The sequence below is a fragment of the Streptomyces malaysiensis subsp. malaysiensis genome (genome assembly GCF_040653035.1).
In the GTDB taxonomy this organism is placed as follows: domain Bacteria; phylum Actinomycetota; class Actinomycetes; order Streptomycetales; family Streptomycetaceae; genus Streptomyces; species Streptomyces malaysiensis.
The window spans coordinates 152,655-176,373 of sequence record NZ_JBEZNG010000018.1 but is presented as its reverse complement, the minus strand read 5'-3'; the positions used below and the strand labels follow the sequence as shown (position 1 = coordinate 176,373).

General features: G+C 73.2%; 17 protein-coding genes and 1 pseudogene. 9 read left to right on the top strand and 9 right to left on the bottom strand.

The features are described from left to right. The first annotated feature begins 128 nt into the window (after window positions 1–128). The 4 genes from AB0E24_RS30485 to AB0E24_RS30470 are packed head-to-tail and all read left to right on the top strand — an operon-like array spanning window position 129 to window position 7,109. Window positions 129–2,807, top strand: coding sequence for a serine/threonine-protein kinase (locus AB0E24_RS30485; protein ID WP_359381776.1), 2,679 nt, complete (start codon window positions 129–131; stop codon window positions 2,805–2,807). Beyond that, on the top strand, window positions 2,804–4,447 hold the full coding sequence (locus AB0E24_RS30480) for a hypothetical protein (protein ID WP_359381774.1): 1,644 nt from the start codon (window positions 2,804–2,806) through the stop codon (window positions 4,445–4,447). The genes AB0E24_RS30485 and AB0E24_RS30480 overlap by 4 nt, the downstream gene beginning before the upstream one ends. Then, window positions 4,444–6,501, top strand: coding sequence for an AAA family ATPase (locus AB0E24_RS30475; protein ID WP_359381771.1), 2,058 nt, complete (start codon window positions 4,444–4,446; stop codon window positions 6,499–6,501). The genes AB0E24_RS30480 and AB0E24_RS30475 overlap by 4 nt, the downstream gene beginning before the upstream one ends. Beyond that, window positions 6,498–7,109: an FHA domain-containing protein gene (locus AB0E24_RS30470; protein ID WP_283887835.1), complete on the top strand. Its 612-nt coding sequence runs from the start codon at window positions 6,498–6,500 to the stop codon at window positions 7,107–7,109. The genes AB0E24_RS30475 and AB0E24_RS30470 overlap by 4 nt, the downstream gene beginning before the upstream one ends. Before the next feature lie 52 nt (window positions 7,110–7,161). On the opposite strand, the gene AB0E24_RS30465 is transcribed toward AB0E24_RS30470, so the two are convergent. Genes AB0E24_RS30465 through AB0E24_RS30455 form a run of 3 tightly spaced genes read right to left on the bottom strand, consistent with a single transcriptional unit; the run spans window position 7,162 to window position 12,211 of the window. After that, the gene (locus AB0E24_RS30465; protein ID WP_069867921.1) at window positions 7,162–7,788 is read right to left on the bottom strand and encodes an RES family NAD+ phosphorylase; all 627 of its coding nucleotides are present in this window, start codon (window positions 7,786–7,788) and stop codon (window positions 7,162–7,164) included. A 26-nt stretch (window positions 7,789–7,814) separates the two neighbouring features. Next, window positions 7,815–8,501: a hypothetical protein gene (locus AB0E24_RS30460; RefSeq protein WP_093700671.1), complete on the bottom strand. Its 687-nt coding sequence runs from the start codon at window positions 8,499–8,501 to the stop codon at window positions 7,815–7,817. Then, window positions 8,498–12,211: a CHAT domain-containing protein gene (locus AB0E24_RS30455; RefSeq protein WP_359381766.1), complete on the bottom strand. Its 3,714-nt coding sequence runs from the start codon at window positions 12,209–12,211 to the stop codon at window positions 8,498–8,500. Before AB0E24_RS30455 ends, AB0E24_RS30460 begins: the two co-directional genes overlap by 4 nt. Window positions 12,212–12,414: 203 nt before the next feature. On the opposite strand from AB0E24_RS30455, the gene AB0E24_RS30450 reads away from it, so the two are divergent. Beyond that, entirely contained in the window at window positions 12,415–12,657 is a 243-nt protein-coding gene (locus AB0E24_RS30450) for a hypothetical protein (protein ID WP_079153244.1), read from the top strand. Window positions 12,658–12,938: 281 nt separating this feature from the next. Continuing rightward, window positions 12,939–13,826 (top strand): MHYT domain-containing protein, encoded by an 888-nt coding sequence (locus AB0E24_RS30445; RefSeq protein WP_232636633.1) that lies wholly within the window; start codon window positions 12,939–12,941, stop codon window positions 13,824–13,826. A gap of 132 nt (window positions 13,827–13,958) precedes the next feature. Here AB0E24_RS30445 and AB0E24_RS30440 read toward each other — a convergent pair whose 3' ends face one another. Continuing rightward, window positions 13,959–15,095: a carboxylesterase family protein gene (locus AB0E24_RS30440; protein ID WP_283887842.1), complete on the bottom strand. Its 1,137-nt coding sequence runs from the start codon at window positions 15,093–15,095 to the stop codon at window positions 13,959–13,961. After that, window positions 15,086–15,982, bottom strand: a complete 897-nt coding sequence (locus tag AB0E24_RS30435; protein ID WP_232636631.1) for an MBL fold metallo-hydrolase — start codon at window positions 15,980–15,982, stop codon at window positions 15,086–15,088. Before AB0E24_RS30435 ends, AB0E24_RS30440 begins: the two co-directional genes overlap by 10 nt. A gap of 73 nt (window positions 15,983–16,055) precedes the next feature. Between AB0E24_RS30435 and AB0E24_RS30430 the strand changes: the two genes are divergently transcribed. Then, a complete protein-coding gene (locus AB0E24_RS30430) occupies window positions 16,056–18,779 on the top strand; it encodes a helix-turn-helix transcriptional regulator (RefSeq protein ID WP_359381760.1) in 2,724 nt (907 codons plus the stop codon). 26 nt (window positions 18,780–18,805) lie between these two features. Here the strand turns inward: AB0E24_RS30430 and AB0E24_RS30425 are convergent. Beyond that, window positions 18,806–19,570: pseudogene (locus AB0E24_RS30425) on the bottom strand (sensor histidine kinase); the annotation flags it as partial. Window positions 19,571–19,924: 354 nt separating this feature from the next. Here AB0E24_RS30425 and AB0E24_RS30420 point away from each other — a divergent pair. Next, window positions 19,925–20,362 (top strand): TIGR03618 family F420-dependent PPOX class oxidoreductase, encoded by a 438-nt coding sequence (locus tag AB0E24_RS30420; protein WP_069867650.1) that lies wholly within the window; start codon window positions 19,925–19,927, stop codon window positions 20,360–20,362. Between the two features lie 80 nt (window positions 20,363–20,442). Here AB0E24_RS30420 and lplAB read toward each other — a convergent pair whose 3' ends face one another. The 3 genes from lplAB to AB0E24_RS30405 form a co-directional block, all read right to left on the bottom strand. Beyond that, window positions 20,443–21,498 (bottom strand): lipoate-protein ligase LplAB, encoded by a 1,056-nt coding sequence (gene lplAB / locus AB0E24_RS30415; RefSeq protein WP_099012578.1) that lies wholly within the window; start codon window positions 21,496–21,498, stop codon window positions 20,443–20,445. Between the two features lie 114 nt (window positions 21,499–21,612). Continuing rightward, entirely contained in the window at window positions 21,613–22,077 is a 465-nt protein-coding gene (locus AB0E24_RS30410) for a DUF2269 family protein (RefSeq protein WP_079256366.1), read from the bottom strand. A gap of 357 nt (window positions 22,078–22,434) precedes the next feature. Then, window positions 22,435–22,998 carry a TetR/AcrR family transcriptional regulator gene (locus AB0E24_RS30405; RefSeq protein WP_079256365.1) on the bottom strand — a complete coding sequence of 188 codons (564 nt, stop codon included), beginning with the start codon at window positions 22,996–22,998 and terminating at the stop codon, window positions 22,435–22,437. A gap of 117 nt (window positions 22,999–23,115) precedes the next feature. Here AB0E24_RS30405 and AB0E24_RS30400 point away from each other — a divergent pair, with 117 nt between their 5' ends. Beyond that, complete coding sequence (locus AB0E24_RS30400; protein ID WP_359381756.1) at window positions 23,116–23,676, top strand: GNAT family N-acetyltransferase; 561 nt, start codon at window positions 23,116–23,118, stop codon at window positions 23,674–23,676. Window positions 23,677–23,719 lie beyond the last annotated feature (43 nt).

Genomic DNA, 23,719 nt, shown 5'->3' with positions numbered 1-23,719 from the left:
TTCGCCCATGCTGGAACAGATTTCCGATTTCCATGGCTCCGCTTTCTTGATCCACGGCCCGGCGACCGCGGTCGCCGTCATCGCCGCGATGAAGCCAACGCCGCCCGCACGCCTACGAGGTGACCTTTGTGACCCATCCGCACCAGCAACCGCCCCCCACGGAATCCGAGGACGACGAGGACTACGGGGTTTACGGGGGTAACGGGCAATACGCGACCCACGACGACCACGCGGCGAACCGCGGGAACAACACGCCTCACGAAGGCCAAGGGGACCACCAGGACCACCAGAACCACAGGGACCACCAGAACCACAGGGACCACCAGAACCACAGGGACCACAGGGACCACAGGGACCACAGGGACCACAGGGATCACCAGAACCACCACAGCCACCACAGCCGCGGGGAGCCCGAAGAGCCGCGGCGTGCCCATGACACCGGGCCGCCGCCCACCGAACACGAGGAGCCGCCCCCGTCGGCGGGCGCCTCGACTGCCGGGCCCACCGAGGACGAGATCCCCTCGGCGGCCTCCGCGCAGGCCGCGGACGGGGGTCGCGACCTGCGCGGGGACACCGGAACGCTGCCGGTCTCGCTGCGCGGCAGGTTCCGGCTGAGGGCCGTGCTGCGCCGCCCCGACCATCCGCACCAAGCGGCCGTCTACCGCGTCGAGGACGACCGCGGCAGCCACATCCTCAAGTGGTACCACCGCGGCCACGCCCCGGACCGCCGGGTGTGGGAGCGGCTGCGGGACCGGCCACGCCGCCATCTCACCCACTTCACCGAGACCAGCGACACCGGGGCCGACGGCCATCCGTACGACCTGGCGCCCTCCTACGGCGAGACCGACCTCGCCGGATATCTGCGGGACAACCCGGGCCCGGCCGACCCCGTGCTCATCCACAGCGTCGTACGGCAGACGCACGAGGCCCTCACCACCCTGCACGAACTGGACATCGTCCACCGGGACATCAGCCCGGCCAACATCGTGCTCGGCAGCCTCGACCCGGCCGCCCCGGACCTCGCCCTCGTCGACTTCGCCGTCTCCGCCCATGAGCCCGCCGAGCGCTACACCCGGGACGAGCGCTGGGTCGGCACCGCCCTCTACATGTCCCCGCAGGCGTCGCTGCGCCACCAGCTGATCCACCCGCCCGCCGACTGGTGGTCGCTCGGCATGATCGTCGCCGAGATGGCCGGTGGGCGTCACCCCATCCGGTTCACCGACAACGACTTCGTCCGGGAGGAGATCAGCTCGCGCGCCCCGGATCTGTCCCTGGTCACCGACCACCGGCTGCGGCTGCTGTGCTGGGGGCTGCTCACCCGGGACCCCGACCACCGCTGGGGAACCGACGAGGTGGCGCAGTGGCTGGTGGGCGGCTCGCCGCCGGCCGCGCCCTGGGAGCCGGGCACGGCCCCCGGTGCCTCGGACCCGGCGGGCGACCCGGACATCGAGCCGTTCGCCTTCCTCGATGGCCGTTACACCCGGCCGAGGCAGCTGGCCAGGGCGTTCAGCGAGAACTGGCGGCCCGCCCGGCAGCTTCTCTCCCGGCGGCGCGGCCGCGGCGAATTCACCCGCTGGCTACGCCAGTTCGAGGGCGCCGCGGACCGCGACGGCGAGGAACTGACGGCGCTGCTCGCCCTCCTGGAGCCGCAGTACGCCGCGGCTCCGCCGCGTGAGCCGAAGCCGGCCACGATGGTGCGGCTGATCTCCTGGCTCGGCCCCACCCTCGACGCGTCCTACCGGGGGGTGCCGATGGACCACGCGGGGCTGGAGGACCTGCTGCGGGAGGCCGTGCGCGGGGACGAGTTCGCCCTCTCCGTCGTGGCGGACCTGCGGGACCACACCATCCTGCCGCTGCTGGACGCACGGCCCGGCGGCGAGGGGCTCGCCGAGGTGCAGCAGCGCTGGCTGACGGCCCGCTCCCGCTGGCAGCACACCGTCGACGAGGTGCTCCACGCCTCGCCCTGGCTGCGCGACCGCCGTGCCGAGGTGCGCGCCGCCACCCGGCTCGACCGCTCCCGGCTCGCCGTCCTGCTGTCCCTCGCCGCGGCCCCTACCGCGCACCGGCGCAGGCTCCAGGAGCGGATCGCCCGTGTTCAGGACACGCTGCCACAGCAGGTGGCCTGGTACGGCAGGCTGGTGCGCGACCCCGATGACCTGGTGCGGACGCAACTGGCCGAATGGCTGGCCGGATTCGCCGAGCAGGAGTCCTCGGAGACACAGGGCCGGCTGGACGATGAGCGCGCTCTGCTCCGCCAGGAGCGCGATCTGGACGTGGCCACGCTGTGGGTGCGCAGACAGGACATGCTGCCCACCCTCGGCTGGGCCCTCGGCGGAGCCGTCGGCCTCGTCTTCCCGTGGATCTTCGTGATCGGCCTGGGCGATCTGGTGGGCTGGCCCGCCCAGCGCGCCGTGGTGACGGCGTGGATGCTGGCCGTCCCGGCGGCCGCCGCCGTCCTGGCACTTGAGCTGTGGACCGCGTATCGCATCGGCAGCCCCGGCTACCATCCGGACCGCTCCCTGGCCGGGCTGCTGATCGACCGTGCGCTCCCCGTGGCCCGGTTCATCCGCCGCCCCGGCTCCCGTTTCCCCGTCCAGGGCCTGCTGATCCTCCCGGTCATCGCCGTGCTGTGGGCCACCGTGGCCTACGCGCCCTGGGTGTGGCCGGTGGCCACGGTGGCGGTCCTGCTCTGGTGGACCTGGCACCGGACGCGGTGCTGGCGCCGCTATGTGGCGGAGCTGCGCGGCCGACTCCACCCCGGCGGCCGGAGGGCGGCCGCCCCGCCGACGTCAGGGAGGGCCGTATGAGCTCGGGACAGGCGATTCCCAGCATCGGCGATGTGATGCCGGATGTGTACTTCCCCCCGCCTCCGACCACCGAGACCATCCAGCACACCGTTCAGAGCACGGCGCAGGACACCGTCCAGAACACCGGAGTGCCGCACCAGGCGGTCCAGGGCACCGGGGTGTCGGATCACCTGGGCACACAGGCCGGCCAGCACATCGCCGACGCCGTGCACAACGCCGGTGGCCACGCGGTGAACGCGGCCATGGACCAGCTGCACGACCTGATGGTGCCCGCCCTGATCGGCCTCGGCTCGCTCAGCGGGGCGCTGCTCGTGGGCCGCGCCACCATGGCCGGGGCGCAGGTGCTCGCGGCCGCCGCCATCCGCGCCGCCGAGGCCCAGGCCGAGCTGCGCAGGCAGCAGTTGAACGCCAAGCAGGCCGCCGAGTGCTGGCGGGACGCCGCCTTCGCCGCCGTACGGGCCAACGCCCGCATCGACGCGCTCCGGGCGCGGATACGGCGGGTCGCCACCGCCGCAGGACCCGACGGGCCGCCTGAACCGCCCGACCTGCCGCCGCCGCTGGCCCTGACGGGCCTGAGCCTGGAGGAGGCGTGGCGACGGCTCGCCGACACCGACTGCCGGCTGCGCCACGCCGAGGCCGCGTACGCCCGCGCCACGATGGAGGCCGCGGCCCGTCCGGTGGCCGGAGCGCACCCCGAGAGCACCGGCTGGCACGCCAAGCTGCGCGCCCGCCGCCGCAAGGCGCTGGAGGCGTACGAGGAGGCGGCCACCGAAACCGAGGCACGCGGTTCGCTGCCACAACCGCCGACCGCCCCCATCGCGGACCTCACCGAGGAGGAGGTGCTGCGGCTGGGCGGGGACCTGCTGGCCATGCTTCCGCGTCAGGTGTCGGTGGCCGACTACCGGCTGGTGGAGGAGAAGGTCGCCGTCGCCACGGAGGTCGCCGCCCGGCGGCCCGCCGCGGCCAAGCGCCATCTGCGTGAGGCCGCCCGGTTCGCCGAGCGGGTGACCCGCGACGCCGAGCGACGGCAGGAGACCGAGGAGTGGGCCGCCCAGCAGCTCGCCTTCCTCCGCGCCGACCCCGGCACCCCCGTGCCCCTGCCCGACGCCACGGCCGAGATCGCCGTCCTGGAGCGGCTTCTGCACCAGGGCGGGACGCTGGAGGAGGCCGAGCGGGTCCGTATCGCGGCCCGCGTCGGCGAGCGGGTCGACGCGTATCAGCGGATGTACGCCACGGAGGTGATCCGCGCGGCGGTCCGGCACTCGGAGCCCGAGACGGCCGGATACACCACCTCGGGAGCGGTGCAGATCATCGACTGGACCCCGCCCGGCTGGGGGGACGAGCACTGGCTCCGCATCAGCCTGGACACCCGGGGCACCGCCCGCGTTTCCACCATGCACCGTGAGCGCGACCCCGGTGAGGAGACCGACGACGACCTGGACCTCGACTGGCGGCGCTGCGCCGAGGCCCCCGACCATCTGGAGGAGCTGCGGAAACTGGCCGAACGCGCCGGGCTCAGCATGCCGTTCGACTTCGACGAGCCACCCGCGCGGCTGGCCCCGCGCACGGCGGCCCGGCCCAGCCATGACCACCGCACCGGACCCAAGGTCCGCCGCCGTGACCAGGAGACACAGTCATGACCGAGTCAGTGATGTCCCCGGGCCGCGGCGACCGCAGGCTCCCGGCCTTCGCCGAGGAGCTGGTCGGCACGCTCGGCGTCCAGTCCCAGTACGTCCTGCACGGCAACATCCGGGACATCCACCTCGTCCGCCATGACAAGAACCCCGACGAGGGCGGTCCCGAGCGGCGATACGACGCCCACCACACCCTCACCGAGGTGCTGTGGAACGCCCTGTGGCAGGAGGGGTACGAGGCGCTGATCCGCTTCGACATCGCGGACGGCTTCACCGCCGTCGCGGGCCCGGCAGCAAAGGAGGTCCGCGAGCTGCTGCACGGGCGGGACGCGGCCAGGCCCGGACGCGCCCGGCGCGCCGACACCCCCGTCCACCTGGCCGACGCGGAGCGGACCCTGCGCGACATCGTCACCGGCTGGAAGCAGCAGGGGCGCCAACCGAAGACACCGGACGGCCGGCCCCGCCCGGACACCGCACAGCGTCAACAGCCCTACCGGGTGGTGTTGTTGATCGACTACGCGGCCCGGATCCCCACCGATGTCACCCGGCTCAGCGATCCGGAGCGGGACTTCTTCCTCAACTGCCTGAAGCTGGCCGAGGACGCCCGGCCGCTCCCCTCCCCGGGAAGCGGACGGCGGCTGTTCAACCCCGTGATCTGGCTCGCCGACGGGGAGCGCGACCTGCCCACCTGGCTGGTCGCGGGCAGCGAACGGGTCCGTACCATCGGCATCCCACTGCCCGATCTGGGCGGCAGGCGGCGCATGGCCGAGCTGCTGGCCGAGGAGCACACCGCCGCCTCCGCACCCGAGGACGACGGGCCGGTGAGCCTGGGCAAGCCACGGCGGCCGGACGAGCACGATATCGACACCTTCGCCCGGGCCACCGCCGGGCTGACCCTGCGCGCGATGCGGGAGAGCGCCCGGATCGCGCTCGACCGCGGGCTGTCGTTCGCCGAGATGCGGGACGCGGTCCGGGTCTACCAGCTCGGCGTCAAGGACAACCCGTGGCAGGCGGACTACATCCGCGAGCAGATCCAACGGGGCGAGGCGGACCTGCGGGCCCGGGTGAAGGGCCAGGAGAAGGCGGTCGGCAAGGCCCTCGACATCCTCAAGCGCGCGGCGCTCGGCCTCTCCGGCGCCCAGGCGTCCCACCCCGGCAGCCGGCCGCGCGGTGTGCTGTTCTTCGCCGGGCCGACCGGCACCGGCAAGACCGAGCTGGCCAAGTCGGTGGCCAAGCTGCTGTTCGGCACCGAGGACGCGTGTCTGCGCTTCGACATGAGCGAGTTCTCCGCACCGCATTCGGTGGACCGGCTGCTCGGCGCACCGCCGGGATACGTGGGCTACGAGGCGGGTGGCGAGCTGACCACGGCGGTGCGCAACGACCCCTTCCGGGTGGTGCTGTTCGACGAGATCGACAAGGCCGACAAGGGGGTGCTCGACAAGTTCCTCCAGGTGCTCGAGGACGGCCGGCTCACCGACGGGCAGGGCGTCACCACGTACTTCAGCGAATGCGTGCTGATCTTCACCTCCAACCTCGGGGTCAGGAAGCGGACCGGCGAGGGCGGCGGACGCGAAGGGCGGGTGGCCGAGCCCGGTATGCCGTACCACCAGCTGGAGGAGATCATCCTGGCCAATGTGAAGGAACACTTCGTCGAGGAGATCGGCCGCCCCGAGCTGATGAACCGGCTCGGTGGCAATGTGGTGGTCTTCGACTACATCGACGCCAAGGTGGCCGCCGAGATCTTCGACTCGCAGGTGGGCAACATCCAGCGGGTGCTGCGGGAGGAGCAGGGGGTCCATCTGCGCCTCTCCGACGAGGCACATCAGGCGCTGTCCACCTACTGCACGGCGGATGTCGACAACGGCGGCCGGGGCATCGGCATGCTGCTGGAGACGCATCTGATCAACCCGCTGGCACGGGCGCTGTTCGACCAGGAGCGGCTGGCGGGCACGGCGGTCACCGTCACCGGTGTGCGGCCCGTAGGGGACGGCACGGTGGCGCTGGACCTGCGGGCGGTGCGCACCGGGGCCGAGGGCCTCGGCCCGGGCGGCGGCCGATGAGCGAAGGAACCGCTCCCCCGGGGTGGTGGCGCGAACCGGACGACGAGGAAGCGGAAGCGCCGTCGCGCCCGCCGGAGGCATCACAACCACCGGAAGCGGAGCGGACGGAGAAGGCGCACGAGACCCAGGAGCCGGATCCCCGGGCCACCTCCCCGTCCGGGCCCGCGCCGGGCCCGGACGGCGTCGAAGTGTCCGCGCCCTGCTGGAACTGCCGTGCCCCGGTGGCCCCCAGGGACACCCGCTGCGCGTCCTGCGGCCGGGCCCGCACCCATGTGCTGCTGGTCTGCTCCGAGCCCTGTCTGGAGCTCAGACACGGCCCGGGCCCTCCGCTGCGCCTGGGCCGTCACGCGGACTGGGCGCCGCGGACCGCCGCCGCGTTCGCCGGCTGGAACAAGGTCTCCCGGCGCCATGTGTCCATCACGGTGGAGCCGGACGGAACCGCCTGGGCCGAGGAGCCCGAGGCGGGCAGCCGCAATGGCACATATCTCAACGGCGCCCGGATCGCGGCGGGCGTGCGCACCCCCGTCCGCGACGGCGACCAGCTGCGGCTCGGGCTGCGGATCAGCTTCACCGTACGGCTGTACGGACCGGGGCCCGGCACCGGCTGAGCCGGTGCCGGGCGGTGTCGCGGGGCGGCAACCCCCGTGCCGCCCCGCGCGCTCATGTCCGCATACCGGGCGGAATGACGACCGCCCGCAGCGGTGCCAGCAGCCGGTTGGCCACATTGGCCCCCTCGAACGTGCCCAGGTTGTGGGTCTGTCCTGGCACCGCCTTCAGCGGCTCCTCCCCGCAGCGGTCGCCGAACAGCACCAGGGCGGGGTGCGGGCGGTGCCGCCGCGACTGCCACATCAGCCCATGGGCGCCCGGCACTTGGCGCCGGATCTCCCGCGCCCAGGCGCGGGTCTGCGCGTAGTCGTCGGTCTCCAGCAGCCAGGAGGTCTGGAACACCGCGGCCAGGTCCTCCTCCCCGACCAGCCGTACCAGGGTCAGATCCTCGGTCACCCGCACCTTGGACAGCGAGCGGGTGGCCGCCAGCGCCCACGGCACCTGACGCCGTCCCTCCGGCCCGGTGAACTCCATGTCCCGCAGCATCACCTCGGCCAGGGTGGTGGTCGGCTCCACGGCCGCGTACAGATACCCGTACCGGTCCTCGGCGGTGGCGTCGAAGCGGTTGCCGCCGAAGAAGGAGTGCGCGGGTTTCGGGTTGAACTCGGTGCAGGCGTAGGCGGTCTCATGGCACCTCCACAGCTCGGTGCCCGCGCTCAGAACGGACAGGTTCGGGCTCATGCGCGCGCCCTCGGGGGGCGCCTGCCTCACCATCCGCCCTCTCCCATCAGCGCGGCGGCGGCCTCGGTCAGCCGCGCGTCCGGCACCCGCCCCACTAGGGCGGCCGGTGCGTCGCGCAGCCAGGTGTTGCCGCCGAGCCACCAGTCCGCGGCGCCCCAGGGGTCCTGGTCCGACAGCAGCATCCGGTTGATCCGCTGCACCACCGGCCGTGGCTCACCGGTGTCCGGGTCGAACTGGAAGTCCGGGTAGCGGTCGCCGCGCTCGGGGTCGGACAGACGGATCAGCCCGGCCCCGGCGGGATCCTCGGCGGCGGCGCCGGTGAGCCGCTCAGGGCCCCGAGCGGGGGCGGTCAGCAGCCGCTGCTGTACGGCCCGGGCGATCTCGGCGCTCACGGGGTCCAGCGCGGGCCAGTCCACGGACTCCAGCAGCCGGATCAGCTCGGCCAGCCGGTCGGCGTCCGGCAGCACCGCTGAAGGGGCGGCGCCGCCGGACCTGAACTGGTCCAGCTTTCTGCGCAGTTCCATCTCGCGGGGGAGGGGCAGCAGCGCCAGCCGCACCTCCCGCAGCGCACCGCGCACGGCCCTGGTGTCGTCTCCGGCGGCCCGCAGCCGCAGCACGCCGTCCTGGAACCCGCTGAACTGCGCGGCGGTGAGCGACGCGCGGATCTCCGGCAGATGCCGGCGCAGCAGCTCCAGGAGATCGTCGGTGGTCATGGCTGTCGTCCTTCCGCGGATGCGTGGGGAGCGGGGCTGCCCTGGTGGATGAATCCGGCCCAGGAGACGACCCGGGCCAGGCCCCCCGCGTCGCCCTGCGTCTCGGCCAGCAGCAGCCCGGTCAGCCCGGGGACGGGACGGCGGTCGGGGTCCAGCATCCACAGCTGGGCGGCGCGCAGGGCGTCCGGCGGGGCCAGCCCGGCGACGGTCAGCTGGTGGTGGAAGACCACCATCAGCGCTGCGGACGCGCTGTCCGAGACCTTCCACCGCGAGCCGACCACATCCGTGGCGCCACGCGCCAGCAGCGCGGTGGTCGGGGTCAGCGCCTCGTCGTGGTCGCGGCTGCTGAGGTCCGTCTCGCAGGCGCTGAGCACGATCAGCGGCCCGGCGGCGGCCCGCTCCGCGGCGGGCACGTCGAGAATGCGCGTCACCGTCAGCCTGCCCGGATCCGGGGTGTCCGCGAGGTCCGGGGCGTCCGCGGGGTCCTCCGGGCCGGCCAGGTGGAGGGCCGAATCGGTCGGCCGCAGCCCGGCCAGGCCGTGCACCACCAGATGCAGCAGTGAGGCGGCGGGCACCGCCGGGCCTCCGGGGAGGTGGGAGAGCACGTCCTCGGGGGTGCCCAGCGCGCTCTCGGGCGCGTCCTCGTGCCAGCCGTAGAGCAGGGCCCCGGTGTAGTACGCGGTACGAAGGGCCGTCACCTCGTCCTGCGCCCACGTCAGATCCCCGCTGGGGTCGGCCACCAGCACCGCGCGCTCGCCCGCGGGCATCCGGCCGCGCCGGGCGGCCCGCAGGAACTCACCCCCGGACGCGGCGTACGAGATGACCGCGGCTTCGCAGGCGTACGCGTACGGGCGCGGCGCACCGGACCGTGCCCCGGGGAGCCGGGCGGCGTGCCAGGGAACGGCACCGAGGTTGCCGCACGGCACGAGGACCAGCCGGACCGGCGCGTCGTGTGCCCCGCGCCCGCCCTCCGCCCGGGCGCCCAGCGCGTCCAGTACGGGCGCGAGGACCGCCGGGCCCGCCCAGTCGCACAGCCCCTCCAGCGCCGCCTCCCAGTGGCGATGGGCCTCGGCGTAGGCGTCCATGCCCCGCTCGGACCCGGCGGACCGCCGGGCGCCCGCGTCCAGATAGCGCTCCAGCGGCTCCCGGCCGAGCGCGCCGAGCCCCGGCAGCGGCAGCGCCGCCGGGTCACCGGCGCTCCCCACCAGGACGGCCACGCCGTCGGCGGTGCCCTGCCCGGGCACCAGATACACCAGGGCGTCGGCGCCGGTGGCGCACAGCCCCTCCCGCAACTGAGCGATACCGGGCGCGCCGAGCAGCCCGCGCAGCGCCTCGGAGCCGCCGTCCGGCCGCCGCAGCGCCTCCAGCGCACGGCGGCGCAGGGTGCTGGGGATGGCGAGACCGGGGTCGAGTTCGGCCGGCAGGACCCGCGCGAGCGCGGTCCGGACCTCCTCCGGAGTGCCGCCACCGACGCCGGGTGCGAGTCCGCCGCCGGTCGGCGCGGCCCGGGGCGGAAGGTCCCGTACGGCGGTACGCCACCGCTCGGCCAGCTCCGCCTCGCCCCGGGCGGCCAGCTGCTCGGGGACCCCGGCGGCCGCGGCCGCGGCCCGCAGCACCAGGCCCCGCCCGTTCTCCAGCGACTCCACGGCCTCCTCGATCCGGCCGTCCACCGCGGCCCAGTGGGCGGCGAGCAGCCCGCGGCTGGCGCCCGCCCTGGCCACTTCGAGGCCGTGCTCGGCGCCGAGTTGCAGCAGTACGTCCTCGGCCAGCACCCGCAGCGACTCCTGTGCCGTCGAGAGGGCGGCATCGATGTCGTCACGCCCCCGGTCGCCGCGCAGCCGGTACGCCTCGGCCAGCTCCCAGAGCACCTTCTGCCGGATGTCCGGGCTGGTGCGCTCGGTGAGGTCGCGGCGGGCCCGCTCCAGTTCGCCGACCGCCTCCTCCAGCACGGACGGGTCGTCGGTCGAGCGGTGGATGGCCAGCAGCGCGTACACGACGGCCTGCCGGACGCGCACATGCTGGTCGGGCGTCGAGGCGGGGCCGTCCAGCGCCCCGCGGGCCCGGGTCACGGCCTCGGAGACCCGCCCGGGATCCGGTTCGATCAGGGAGGAGAGGGCCAGCGCGGGCGCCCAGCACGCGTCCATCAGCGGCCGCGCGAACGTGGGGACCTTCGGATGCCCCGCCGCCTCCTCCAAATAGGCGACGGCCGTACGCAGTGCGGTGACCCCGCCGTCCAGCGTGGCCAGGCTCAACTGGGCCTGGCCGAGCAGGAAGAGGACCAGGAACTGCCATTCGCAGTCTTCGGTCTCCTCCAGCAGGTCGAGCAGCTCGTCCAGCAGATCCTCGAGCTTGTCGGTGTCCTCCTCCGCGAGGGCTTCGGTGATGCGCAGCTGAAGGTGCATGCACCGGTTGCAGATCCGCAGCCCCTCGGCGCCGGGCCCGGTGGCGTGTGCCGAGTCGAACACCGCGGAGGCGGGGCCGAAGAGCGCGTCGAGACGGGCCCGTGCCTGGTCGCGGTCGGTGAGGTTGCCGCCGAGGGTGTTGGCCGCGGCCAGCAGCCCCGGCGAGATGAGCCCGGCCATCCAGCCCACCCGGCCGGACCCCTTCCCGGCCGCCGCCCCGATCAACTCGGCCGCCTCGGCCAGCCGATCGGCGTCACCCGTGCGCACACCGTGCGCCATACGGCTCATCGCGGCCCGCATCGCGGTCTCCGCCTCTTCGCCCGCCGGTCCCTTGCTCACCTCGTCGACCAGGGTGGTCAAATCCTCCGCCCGGATGGTGCCGGGCACCTCGATCTCCAGCATGAGCGCGGCCTGCGCGAAGGTGAGGGCGGCCTCCTCCTCCGTGAGCTCCTCCAGCGGATCGGTCGCATCGCCGCCTCCGGCCGCCCCGGCCGTGGCGAACTCGGCGGCCATCCCGCTCAGGGCCCGCACCAGCTCGGAGCCGTGGCCAGGCATCCGCTGGGCCAGCTGCGCGGCCAGGTCGGCCATCTGCTCGAAGTCCCCGGAGCGCGCGGCGGCGGGCACCCGCTCCAGCGCCTCGGCCGCCCACAACAGGGGTTCGGCGACGGCCTCGGGCAGGGTCGGCGCCACCTCGGCCACCAGACCGCGCAGCTCGGCCAGATCGGCGCTGAGCTCGGAGTCGCCCACCACCACCTGGCGCCCCAGGGCGAACGACTCCAGGAGGCGGGACAGCGTGCCGTCCCATCCGGCGACCATGCTGGGTGTCAGCAGCAACGGCACCAGGTGCAGGGCCGAGACCCGCTTGTCCCTCGGGTCGAGCACCTCAGGGGCGCGCGCCGCCCGCAGCACCCGCAGGCCCCGACTCCGGTCGTCGTCCGTGGGATGGCGCCGGTAGCGGTCGGCGTACAGGCCGCCGAGCCGGGCCCGTACGGTGCACAGCAGCGCGTCCTCGTCCGGCACGGCCGCCGCCAACGCGGTCTCCAGCTCGGCCAGTTCGGTGATGAAGCGGTCGAGCGCCGCGGGGTTGGCGCCGTCGGACGGGCGAGTGGCGTCGGGGGAGCCCTTGGCCGCCGGGTCGTCGGGCGCTCGCTCGGCCCCCGGACCGTGGGACGAGCTCCGCGATTCAGTGCCGTCGGGCGGGCCCTTGGCCGCGGGGTCGTTCGACGGGGGAGGGACGATCCATGCCAGCGCGTCGGTCGCGGCCCGTTCCGCTCGGTCGCGCAACGCCGCGAGATCCGTGCCGTGCATGAAACGTCCCCCCGTCCCCCGGTGCTGTGCCCCTCTCATCATCCGCCCCTGCGCACGAGCGCAGGAGTCTTTTGATCGGTCCATCCGGAAACCGACCGGAAGACGTCCGCGAATCGCCCGGTCGGATCCGTACGCCGGAGGCCGCGTGGAAACTCCCGCGGCGCCTCCGCTCTTCTTCACACGGTTTCCTTAGAATCGCTCGCATGTCTGATCTGGTGACCGATGAGCTGATTGACCTGCAAAAGTCCGCTGATGCCGAACATCAGCGGGTGTCCGGGCTGGACGGCGAGGAGCGCCGGGCCCAGTGGGAGCGGTGGCGCGTGGCGGCGGAGCGGGTGCAGGCGGCGATCACCGAACACGCCACGTCGGCCGGGTTGAGCAGATTCGAGGTGGAGCGGGCGGTGAAGAAGGCCGTAAGACATCCGGAGGACTCGTCCGCGACCTAGAAGCTCCGGGGCGGCGCGGATGGCGCGGGTGCCACGGATGGCTCCCGGGCCGCCCCCGTGTCGCCTCCTGTCCGGCACATGCCCCCGGCATGACACCGCCCGCCTCGTGATCAAGAGAAAAGGGGCATGGGGTGAATGGCGTGATATCCCGTCACGCCAGGTGAGACACCTTTATCGATGCGTGACCAAATGTGTGGGTGGCGTGCTCGACCGCGCTCTACTCTCGCCGCACGTTCAACATTTCTGCACAGGATTCCCGCGGCGAGAAGGATGTGGCATACATGTACGGCACGGTCGACGGGTTCAGCTACGGGGCCGCCACTCCGGTGGCGGCCTACCTCATGGCCTGTCTCGGGGCGGCCCTCGGCTTACGCTGCACCGCCCGGTCGGTGCGCAACCGGCCCTCCTGGAAGCCGGGCTGGCTCGCGCTCGGATCCGCGTCGATCGGCTCGGGCATCTGGACGATGCACTTCATCGCCATGATGGGGTTCCATGTGAAGGAGACCCCGATCAGCTTCGACATACCGATCACCCTGCTCAGCCTCGCGGTGGCGATCGTCGTCGTCGGCATCGGCGTCTTCATGGTCGGCTACCGGGGCACCTCCCGAGCGGTGCTGCTCCCGGCCGGTGTGTTCACCGGGCTCGGCGTCGCGGGCATGCACTACATCGGGATGTCCGCGATGCGTATGCAGGGGCATCTGGAGTACTCCGTGCCGACCGTCCTGCTCTCCGTCCTGATCGCGGTCGTGGCCGGAACCGCCGCGCTCTGGGCCGCCGTCACCATCCACGGCTTCCGCGCCAGCCTGGGGTCGAGCATGGTGATGGGGGTCGCGGCGACCGGGATGCACTACACGGGCATGGCAGCGGTCAGAGTGCGGCTGGACGATGTGCTCAGCGCCTCCGTGGGTGGCAAGGCGCCGGTATCGCTCATCCTCCCCCTGCTGATCGGTCCGGTGGTCTTCCTCGTGATCGCGGGGACCATCATCATGTTCGATCCGCTGCTGGTGCTGGGCGAGGGGGAGTGGAACGAGAAGCAGGCGGACAGCCGCCGTCGGCCGCCGCCACCGCCTCGTCCGGTCTGGCCGAGCCGGCCGCCGGACGATCCTGTTCGGGCCCGGGAGAGCCGCCCGGCCCCACCCCACGGCGGCCAGGAGTACCGCCCATGGTGAACCCGCGGCCGGTCCGGGGCGAGGCGGGACCGGCCGCGACCGCCCCGGCCGCCCCGCCACACCCCATGGGACCTCGGCAGCTCGGCGGAAGGCGGGCAGTTCGGCGCGCTTCCGGGGGGAGCGCTCAAGCGCTCAGTGGAACCGGTGTGTTCCCGACCAGCCGGGATCCCCGGTGGTGGCGAAGCGCACCCACGCACCGTGCATCTCCGTGGCCAGCGACGGCGGGATGTCCGGTCCGAGCAGTCCGTTCGCCGAACGGAGCGCGGGCAGAGCGGTGTTGTCGAAGACGAACGGCAGCTCGGCGGTGTGACACGCGCCGAACGGCCCGCCCCGCCAGTCGAAGTCGTAGGTGAACGCCTTGTCGTAGCGGGACACCAGCCGCTCCCGGGCGTCGCGGAACATCGCGTCGATGGCCGCGCTGTATTCCGGCCGCTGGTAGAGCCGTGACTCCTGGGTGTTCGTGCCCGCCACCAGTTCCACCGGATGCGGCGGTGGCGTGTCGTCGAGCGTGTCGAGCACCACGCCGAGCGGCGACAGCCGCCGCCCCGCCTGGGGCAGCCCCGCGAGCTCCGACACCAGGCGCTCGTCGGGGATGGTGGCGAACGCCTCGACCGTGGCCGGTACGCCCAGCCGGTCGGCCAGGGCCCGGGTCGTCTCCGCCGCCTCCGCGCCGGTCAGGGCGTAGAGCCCACCACTCTGGCTGATCGCCTGCCGGAACAGCCCGGCGGCCTCGGGCGTCACCAGCAGCGCGCTGACGATCATCCCGCCCGCCGACTGTCCGAACACCGTGACCCGGTCGGCGTCCCCGCCGTAGTCCGCGATGTGCTCGCGCACCCACCGCAGCGCCGTGAGCACGTCCAGCAGCCCGCGGTTGCGCGGGGCGCCCGGCAGATCGAGCCAACCTGGCGCGCCCAGACGGTAGTTGAGGGTGACCAGGACCACGCCGTCGCGGGTGAAGGGGGCTCCGTCGTACAGCGGCGCCTGGCCGGTGCCGGAGAGGAAACCGCCGCCGTGCACGAAGACCATCACCGGGGCGTTTCCGTCGGTCCGCGGTGTCCAGACGTTGAGCGTCAGATAGTCATCGCCGCGCACCCAGCCCTGACCGATCGCCGGGCTCAGATCCACCGCGAACGGCCGCTCGGGCGCCGGAGCGGTGGGCCCCGGCCCATCGGCGCCGGGCGCACCGTGTACGGGGGTCGGCGCGGCGAACCGCGCGGCGCCGGTCGGCGCGGCCGCGTACGGGATGTTCCGGAACACACTCATCGCCATGCCGCCCACTCCTTCACCGCGAACCGCTCGCCATCACGCCGCACTTCGGCCGCGCCGGGGCCGGGGAAGTGCGCGGGGAACAGCAGCGCGCCCTGGTCCGCGGCCTGCGCCAGCACCCGGCGTCGGCTGACCCGGGCCCTGGGCTCGTCCTCGTCGAAACAGGGGCAGTCGTCCGGCTCGACGATCTGAAGCGGGCTGTGCAGCACATCGCCCGCGAAGATCGCCCGATCCGTACCGGACCGCAGCCGCACCACCGAGGAGCCGGGCGTGTGGCCGGGGGCGGGCTCGATGCGCAGCCCGCCGTCGATGTCGTAGTGGCCGCCCTCCCACAGCACGGTCTGCCCGGCCTGGTGGACGGGGGTGACACTGTCCTCGAACACATTCATCATGCGGAGGCCGGAGCGGGTCCGGTGCCCGTTCTCCGGGTTCCAGTAGTCGAAGTCGATGCGGGGGATGACGTACTCCGCGTTGGGGAAGGTCGGCCGCCACTCACCGTCCTGCCAGGAGGTGTTCCATCCGACGTGGTCCCCGTGCACATGGGTGCAGATCACCAGGTCCACATCCTCCGGGCGGACCCCGGCCGCGGCCAGTTCCCCCAGGTAGTTCGTGTGGAGGTGGTGGAAGTGCGGCATATGCGGCCGCTCCCGGCCGTTGCCGACGCCGGTGTCGATCAGGATCGTCCGGCCCTCGCTGCGGACCAGCCAGGTCTGGATCATCGTGTTGATCTCATCGGCGGCCGGATCCAGGAATTGGGGGACCAGCCAGCTCTCGTGCGCGCGCCAGTGCTCCGTGGCCACGTCGGGAAAGATGAAGTCGCGTGCCAGACCCCTCGGGGTCACCTCTACCACGCGGGTGATCTCGACGTTTCCAAGCGTGATGGTGTCCATGACTCCAGCCTGCTCGTCGGCGGGCGTCGGCGGTATCGGTCATATGACTGCAACCACGGGCTAGAGTCGAGGGATGACCATGGTCGGGCGGGAAAGCGAGAGCGCGGCCGTACTCGATCTGACCAGCGGTGTGCTGGTCCTCACGGGTGAACCGGGTGCGGGCAAGAGCACCCTGCTGGGCCTCGCGGCGGATCGTCACCGGGGCCGGGTGCTGCGGATGACGGGCAGCGAGAGCGAGGCCAACCTGACGTTCGCGGGGCTGCACCAGCTGCTGCGGCCGGTGCTGGGGGAGACCACCCGGCTCCCGGGGCGGCAGCGGTCGGCGCTGCTGGGGGCCGTCGGCCTGGCGGATGGCGGCTTCGAGGGCTCCGGCTTCGGGGATCCTGGCCGCGGCGACACCGGCTCCGAGGGCACCGGGCGCGAAGGCGGCCGCCACGGTGGCCCGCCCGACCGGCTGCTGCTCGGGGTCGCGCTGCTCACCCTGTTGTCGGACCTCGCCCGGCAGTCGCCCGTCCTGGTGGTCGCCGACGACCTCCAGTGGATCGACGCCGGATCGCTGGAGCTGCTCGCCTTCGCCGCCCGGCGCATCGGCGACGAGCCCCTCGCCGTGCTGGCCGGAACCCGGGACGCACGCGAGGGCATCCGGGGCGGGGCCACGACGCCGTTCTCCGGCTTTCCCCTGCTCACGCTCGCTCCGCTGGACGCGACCGCCGCGGGCCTCCTGCTGGACCGGCAGCCGTATCCGCCCACCGGCAGCCGCCGGCTCCGCATCCTCGACCAGGCCGCCGGAAATCCGCTGGCGCTGATCGAACTGGCCCGGGCGAACGGCGCCTGCGACGCGGACTCGGCCGACTCCGCCGACGCGGAACTCCTGCCGCCCACCGACCGTCTGATGCGGGTCTTCGCCGCCGACCTCGAAGCCCTGCCCGAGCCCACCCGGCGGGCACTGCTCCTGGCCGCCGCGGACGACCGGGCGGTGGCGGGCCGGATCGAGGCGCTGGCCCCCGCCGAGGCCGCCGGGCTGCTGCGGATCACCGGCGGCGGACGCGACGGCTCGCGGGCCCGCTTCCGCCATCCGCTGATCAGGTCCGCGATCTACCACTCCGTACCGCTGGCCGCCCGCCGTCAGGCCCACCGCGACCTCGCCGCGCTGCTCAGCGCCGAACCCGACCGCCGCGCCTGGCATCTGGCCGCCGCCGCGGAGGGTCCTGACGAGGAGATCGCCGTGGCCCTGGAGGCATCGGCGGCCAGGGCCCGGGAGCGCGGCGGATACACCGCCGCCACCACCGCGCTGGAACGCGCCGCCGAGCTGAGCCCCGAGCGGCACGACCGCGCCCGCCGCCTGGTGGCCGCGGCGGGTGCCGCGGTGTCCACCGGACAGCCGCACTGGGTGCGCCGGCTGGCCGCGCGGGCCGCCGCGCTCACCGACGACCCGGCGCTGTCGGCCGAGGCATCGCTGCGGGTGGGCCAGGTGCTCACACTGAGCACCGAGCACGACACCGCGATGTCCCTGCTGCTGCGGGCGGCCGAGGACCCCAGGCTGCGCCGGGCCGCGGTCGCCTCGGCGTCGGTCGCGGGCTTCTACGCGGGCGACGAGGAGTACCGCCTCGCCGTACGGGCGCGGGCACAGGACGACCCCTGGACGCTCTCGGTGACCGATCCCACCGCACACCGCTCCGAGCGGGTGGCGGCGATCCCGGCGCTGGTCGAGCGGGCGGACGGCGACCCCGCCCGGCTCATCTCGCTCGGCGCCATGGCCTGGCTGCTCGACGAGACCGCGCTCGCGGTACGGATCTTCGACGACGCCCTCCACCGCTGGCGGCTCGGCGGCACCCTGCCCATCGGTCTCGGCTGCTCGGCCGGGTGGGCGTACCTGGATCACGGGCTGTGGGCGCAGGCCCGTACCGCCGCCGTGAACACCAGCTCCGCGGGTGCCGGGCTGCCGCACCTCGACGCCGCCGCGCGGTCGCTGGAGGCCGCGGCCCTCGCACTGGCCGGACGGACCGATGCGGCCCGCACCGCGGGCTCGGCCGCGCTGTCCCTCGTCGATCCGCACCGCAGCCGCGCGGTCGCCGTCCGGGCCCGGTGGGCGCTGGGCATGGCCGCGGTGGCCGACGGCGACCATGTCGGCGCGTACGAGCAGTTCCGGCTGCTGTTCACCGCCGACGGCGACCCGGTCCACTACGCGTGCTCCTACGCCGGGCTCGCCGAACTGGCCGCCGCGGCCGTCCGCACCGGCAACGGCGCCGAGGCCGCCGCCATCGTGGAGCGCACCGCCGACCGGCTCGCCGAGGACCCCTCGCCCCGGATGCGCATCCTGATCCACCGCGCCCGTGCGCTGCTCGAACCGTCAGGGGCCGAGCCACACTTCACCGCGGCCCTCGCCGAGCCCGAGGGGCGCCAATGGCCCTTCGAGCGGGCGCAGATCCTGCTGGACCACGCCGAATGGCTGCGCCGCCGCCACCGCGTCACCGAGGCCCGCCACCAGCTGAACACCGCGCTGGAGACCTTCCGCCGCCTCGGCGCCCGCTCGTGGATCGACCGTACCCAGGCCGAACTGCGTGCCGCCGGCGTCGAATCCGCCCCCGCCACGCCCGATGCCCTCACCTCGCTGTCCCCGCAGCAGCAGCACATCATCCGGCTGGCCGCGCAGGGCCTGAGCAACCGCGAGATCGGCGAACGGCTCTTCCTCTCCCCGCGCACCGTCGGCTCGCACCTCTACCGCAGCTTCCCCAAACTCGGTGTCACCGCCCGCTCCCAGCTGCGCGACCTGCTCGAGGCGTCCGGCCAGCCGTAGCGGCGGTGGCCACGCGGGCTGCCGGGCTATCGCCAACGGCAGGGCAGCTCCACCACGACGACCGTCGGGCCGCCACGCGGGCTGGTCACCGTCACCGTTCCATCGAGCGCGGCGACGCGGCGGCGTATCCCGAGGAGTCCGGAGCCAGGGCCGGGGCCGGTGCCGGAGCCGGGCTCGAAGCCGAGCTGCGGGCCAGGGTCGGAGCCACCCGTCTCCCCGGCGCCGGATACGTGGGCGCCGGACACGCCGGTGGCGGCCTCGGCGCCGCCCGCCCCCCGTCCCTCGTCACGCACCGAGACCCACAATCCGCTCGGTGTGCGGGCCAGCCGGACCTCGGCCCGGTCGGAGCCGCTGTGCCCGGCCGCGTTCGTCAGCGCCTCCGCCACGACGTAGTACGCGGCCGCCTCGACCGCCATCGGTGCTCGTACCCCCTCCGCAAGACCGTCCACCCGCACGGTGACATCGAGCTCGCTGCTCGCGGCGAGTGCCCGTACCGCACCGGCCAGGCCACGGTCGGTGAGGACCGGCGGGTGCATGCCGCGCACCACGTGGCGCAGCTCGGTCAGCGCCTCTTCGGCCAGGTCCTGTGCGTCGTCCAGCATCCCGCGCGCGGTTGTCGGATCCCGGTCGTACGCCCGCTTCGCCAGCCCGATCCGCAGGGACAGGGAGACCAGCCGGGCCTGGGTGCCATCGTGCAACTCCCGCTCGATACGGCGGAGTTCGGCGCCGTGTGCCGCGACGGCGCCCGCCCGGGTCTCCGCCAGCTCCGCCACCCGCTCGGCCAGCCGCGCGGTGTCCGTGTCCATATCCATATCCGTGGCCGTGGCCGTGGCTGTGCCCCTGTCCATGTACACGGCCGTGTCCATCGGGCCGGGCCGCCGGTGACGCAGATACGCGCCGAGCGCCAAGGCGAGCGCCGACGTCAGCACGGCAGTGGCCCGCGCCGAGTGGCGCATCGTCCTACCCATGCCGACGAGGCTAGAAGACCGTCCGGGCAGGCGCGGGAGAGCGGGCCGCCCCTTCGACGGTGGAGCCCGCTACACCCCACCCCCGACCCGGGATTGACCGGCATGGACGCGAGCAGGGTGCGCCCACGCCCCGGGGATGCCATGGTGGGGGGACCGGTCCGCCCAGAAAGGCACTCGATGACGGATCTTCAGGAAGTGGACCGCATCGCCGCGGCCGACCACCACTTGGCGGTCGTGTCGACGACGCGCGCCGACAGCTCGGTCCAGGCATCAGTGGTCAACGCCGGGATCGTCGGCCATCCGGTGTCCGGTGAGCCGGTGGTCGCCTTCGTCACCTACGGCCGCGCCAAACTCGCCCACCTACGGGCACGGCCGCGCGCCACCGTGGTCTTCCGCGCCGGATGGAACTGGGCCGCCGTCGAGGGCCGCACCGAGATCGCTGGGCCCGACGACCCGTTCCCAGGGGTCGACCAGGAGCGACTGCGTCTGCTGCTGCGCGAGATCTTCACTGCCGCGGGCGGCACTCATGACGACTGGGCCGCCTACGACCGTGTGATGGTCGAGCAGGGCCGTGCCGCGGTCTTCGTCCACCCCGAGCGGGTCTACAGCAACTGACCCCAGGGCACGCCCCTGCCACCATCTCAGCGGAAACGTGCCGCGACCCCGGACGGGGCGATACCTCGCCACGGCCCGGCTCACGGCACCCGAGATGTCCACTCCGGTGAACCGAACTTCTCCGCCGCCAGCCGCCGTGCCGCCGCCGACTCCTCGTCCGTCACCTTGCCGTCCGTGAGCCCGTACCGGCCGCGGAACGAGGCCACCATGCGCTCGATGACGGCGTGGCGCGGCAGCCCGGTCTGGCGACGCAGCGGGTCCACCCGCTTGTCGGCGCTGGCGATGCCCTTGCCGGACAGCTTCTCCCGCCCGATGCGCAGCACCTCGAGCATCTTGGCGGCGTCGATGTCGTACGACATGGTCACGTGGTGCAGTACTGCGCCGCCGTGCGCCGCGATCCGCTTCTGCGCGGCCCCGCCGACCTTCCCGGCCTCCGTCGCGATGTCGTTCAGCGGCTGGTACCACGCCTTGACCCCCATCTCGCCCAGTGCGCCCAGCACCCAGTCGTCCAGATAGGCGTAGCTGTCGGCGAAGGAGAGGCCGGAGACGAGCGAGTCGGGTACGTACAGCGAGTAGGTGATGGTGTTGCCCGGTTCGACGAACATCGCCCCGCCGCCGCTGATCCGCCGGACGACGGTCACCCCGTGCCGCTCGGCGCCCGCCGGGTCGACCTCGTTGCGCAGCGACTGGAAACTGCCGATGATGACGGCCGGACGATCCCACTCCCACACCCGCAGCGTGGGCGGCCGCCGCCCGGCGGCGACCTCGTCGGTCAGCACCTCGTCCAGGGCCATGTGCAGCGCCGGGTCCTGCGGCCCCTCGTGGATCAGCTGCCAGTCGTAGTCCGTCCAGTCGGTGGCATGGGCCAGCGCCCGTCGCACCGCGATGCCCACGGCCTCGGCGGAGAAGCCGAACATCACGGTGCCGGTGGGCAGCGCCGCGTCGATGCGCGCGGCCAGCGCCTGCGCGTCCGCGTCGGCGGGGGCGCCCTCCAGGGCCCGGTCGATCGTGTGCAGTGCCTCGTCCGGTTCCAGGAAGAAGTCGCCCGCGACCCGCACCTCGCGCAGCGTGCCGTCGTGGACATCCAGATCCACGACGACCAGCTTGCCGCCCGGCACCTTGTACTCACCGTGCATTCACCGCACCGCCTTCCGATTCCTGGCCCCGGCACTCCCGATCATTATCCCGCGCCGCGACGGGCTGCGACGGGGCCACCCTCGGCCGGGGTCGGCTTCCGTGGCGTGGCGGGGTCAGGCTCCTGTTGTCGAGCCCGGGCGGACGATCATGAGAATGGTGACCGTGGCCCACAGCAGATTGAACACGCCCGTGAACATGGCCAGTTGGACGGTGTCGGACCGCTCCAGGGCCTTGTGTGTACCGAGAGCGTCGATGAGTTCGTCCTGGCGGGGCAGGACGAAAGCCACCAGGATGCCCGCGGCCGCGGCTGTCAGGGCGATGGAGGCGGTGAGCCAGCCGCTGCTGAGAACACCCATCGCGGCGGCAGTGGCGAAGCCGAAGACGGGCACGGCCAGGCCCATCTTGGCGTAGATGCGGCAGATGCGGTGCAGCAGCCGGACCGTGCCCAGGTCCGCCTCGCCCTCGGCGGGGGCGTGTGCTTTGCGCGCCGCGGGCGGGAACATACTGGCCGCTACGGTGACGGGACCGATCGCGACGATGGCGGCCAGGACGTGCAGGGAGAGCAGGATCTTGGTCATCGGGTGGCGTCCGGCCGCCTGTCGGATGTGGCAGGCACCGGTGTCTCCTTTCGAGCGTGGGCCGGGTGGTGCCCGCCTCACGCTAGAGAGCCGAGAGAAGATCACCCAGGGGCTGGAACGACAGATGTCAACGGATTCTCGCCATGTGGGGGGCTGGGTTGCCTAGTGGCCTGGTGGCTTATTGGCTCAGCCAATAAGCCAGGGAGCGACTCGGTCATCCGTCGACGTACGGGCCCGTAGCGCGTCGATGCGCACGAAGGGCATGTCGGGACTCTCTTTCGGGCGAGTCGGTCGGCGGAAGACAGGCGGAAGACAGGCGGAAGGCCGACGGAAGTCCGGCGGAAGTCCGGTGGAAGGTCAGCGGACGTGCGCGGTGAGCAGGCCGAGCGCTCCGTCCATGGCCCGGGTGTACACCTCGGCCGAGTCGGCGGCGCGGGCCAGCACATAGCCGCCCTGCAACACCGCGACCAGCGCGGTGGCCGTGGCCACCGGGTCGAGCCCGGCGTCGAGCTCACCGTTCGCCCGGCCCTCCGCGAGCAGCCCGGCCAGCCGGTCGGTGAGCCAGGCGAAGGTCTCCTCCACCGGTCGGCGCAGGTCCGGGTCCGCCATCACATCGGGGTCCTGGGTGAGGCGGCCGACCGGACAGCCCTTCAGGGCGTCCCGTTCCCGCCGCAGATAGGCGGTGATCCGCTCGACCACCGTGCCGGGTCCGCCGAACTCGGCCTCCGCCCTGCCCTTCAACTCCTCGGCGCTGCGGCCGATCGCGGCGAGCGCCAGATCGGGCTTGCCGCGGAAGTGGTGGTACATGCTTCCCTGGCCCGCCCCGGATCGCTCCTGGATCGCCTTCGGGCTCGTGCCCACATAGCCGCGCTCCCACAGCAGTTCACGGGTGCTTGCGATGAGTCGTTCCCGGGTGTCCATGACCTGGATCTTACATACTAGTAGGTACAAAAGGGAACGCGCGGACGGCTCCCTCGGTGAGAGGATCCCGGCGTAAGTGCGCGCTGGATCGGACCGTGGAAACCGTGGAAGGTGACGATGTACGCGATACCCCTGGGTGAGGACGGCGCGGAGCTGCGCCCGCTGGAGCCGTGGCAGGCCGAGGAGTTCCTCGCCCATATGGACCGGGGACGGGAGTTCATCGGGCGGTACATCGCGCTGGCGGACGCCGTCGCCGACCTGGAGTCGGCCCGCAAGTTCCTCCAGGGGTACGCGGACAAGGCGGCGGCCGACGCCGGGCGGATCTACGGCATCTGGGCGGACGGCAAGCTGGTCGGCGGAGTCCTCTTCCGCACGATGGACATCAACCAGGGCACCGCGGAGGCGGGTTGCTGGCTGGAGCCGTCGGCGGTGGGCAAGGGGCTGGTGACCCGGGCCGCGCGCGTGATCATCGACTGGGCCGTGGTGGAGCGGGGCATCCATCGCGTGGAGTGGTGGGCGAAAGCGGAGAACGAGGCCAGCATCGCCGTGGCCCGGCGGCTGGGGATGAAGAGGGAGGCGGTACTGCGGCAGAGCTATGTGCACCGTGGCAGCCGGCACGACATGGAGATCTGGGCGGTACTCGCACCGGAGTGGCGGGCAGGCGAAACGCCGTCCTGAGCGGCGCGCCGACCGGTGGCGGAGCGGCAGCGGCGGCGTGCGG

What these genes read in the sequence shown, in the direction of transcription:
- AB0E24_RS30460 (WP_093700671.1), bottom strand. Translation starts at nt 8,501, where the DNA reads ATGACCACCGACGATCTCCTGGAGCTGCTGCGCCGGCATCTGCCGGAG.
- AB0E24_RS30420 (WP_069867650.1), top strand. Translation starts at nt 19,925, where the DNA reads ATGACGGATCTTCAGGAAGTGGACCGCATCGCCGCGGCCGACCACCAC.
- AB0E24_RS30405 (WP_079256365.1), bottom strand. Translation starts at nt 22,998, where the DNA reads ATGGACACCCGGGAACGACTCATCGCAAGCACCCGTGAACTGCTGTGG.
- AB0E24_RS30455 (WP_359381766.1), bottom strand. Translation starts at nt 12,211, where the DNA reads ATGCACGGCACGGATCTCGCGGCGTTGCGCGACCGAGCGGAACGGGCC.
- AB0E24_RS30465 (WP_069867921.1), bottom strand. Translation starts at nt 7,788, where the DNA reads ATGAGCCCGAACCTGTCCGTTCTGAGCGCGGGCACCGAGCTGTGGAGG.
- AB0E24_RS30445 (WP_232636633.1), top strand. Translation starts at nt 12,939, where the DNA reads ATGTACGGCACGGTCGACGGGTTCAGCTACGGGGCCGCCACTCCGGTG.
- AB0E24_RS30435 (WP_232636631.1), bottom strand. Translation starts at nt 15,982, where the DNA reads ATGGACACCATCACGCTTGGAAACGTCGAGATCACCCGCGTGGTAGAG.
- AB0E24_RS30440 (WP_283887842.1), bottom strand. Translation starts at nt 15,095, where the DNA reads ATGGCGATGAGTGTGTTCCGGAACATCCCGTACGCGGCCGCGCCGACC.
- AB0E24_RS30410 (WP_079256366.1), bottom strand. Translation starts at nt 22,077, where the DNA reads ATGACCAAGATCCTGCTCTCCCTGCACGTCCTGGCCGCCATCGTCGCG.
- AB0E24_RS30450 (WP_079153244.1), top strand. Translation starts at nt 12,415, where the DNA reads ATGTCTGATCTGGTGACCGATGAGCTGATTGACCTGCAAAAGTCCGCT.
- AB0E24_RS30400 (WP_359381756.1), top strand. Translation starts at nt 23,116, where the DNA reads ATGTACGCGATACCCCTGGGTGAGGACGGCGCGGAGCTGCGCCCGCTG.
- lplAB (WP_099012578.1), bottom strand. Translation starts at nt 21,498, where the DNA reads ATGCACGGTGAGTACAAGGTGCCGGGCGGCAAGCTGGTCGTCGTGGAT.
- AB0E24_RS30430 (WP_359381760.1), top strand. Translation starts at nt 16,056, where the DNA reads ATGACCATGGTCGGGCGGGAAAGCGAGAGCGCGGCCGTACTCGATCTG.
- AB0E24_RS30480 (WP_359381774.1), top strand. Translation starts at nt 2,804, where the DNA reads ATGAGCTCGGGACAGGCGATTCCCAGCATCGGCGATGTGATGCCGGAT.
- AB0E24_RS30475 (WP_359381771.1), top strand. Translation starts at nt 4,444, where the DNA reads ATGACCGAGTCAGTGATGTCCCCGGGCCGCGGCGACCGCAGGCTCCCG.
- AB0E24_RS30470 (WP_283887835.1), top strand. Translation starts at nt 6,498, where the DNA reads ATGAGCGAAGGAACCGCTCCCCCGGGGTGGTGGCGCGAACCGGACGAC.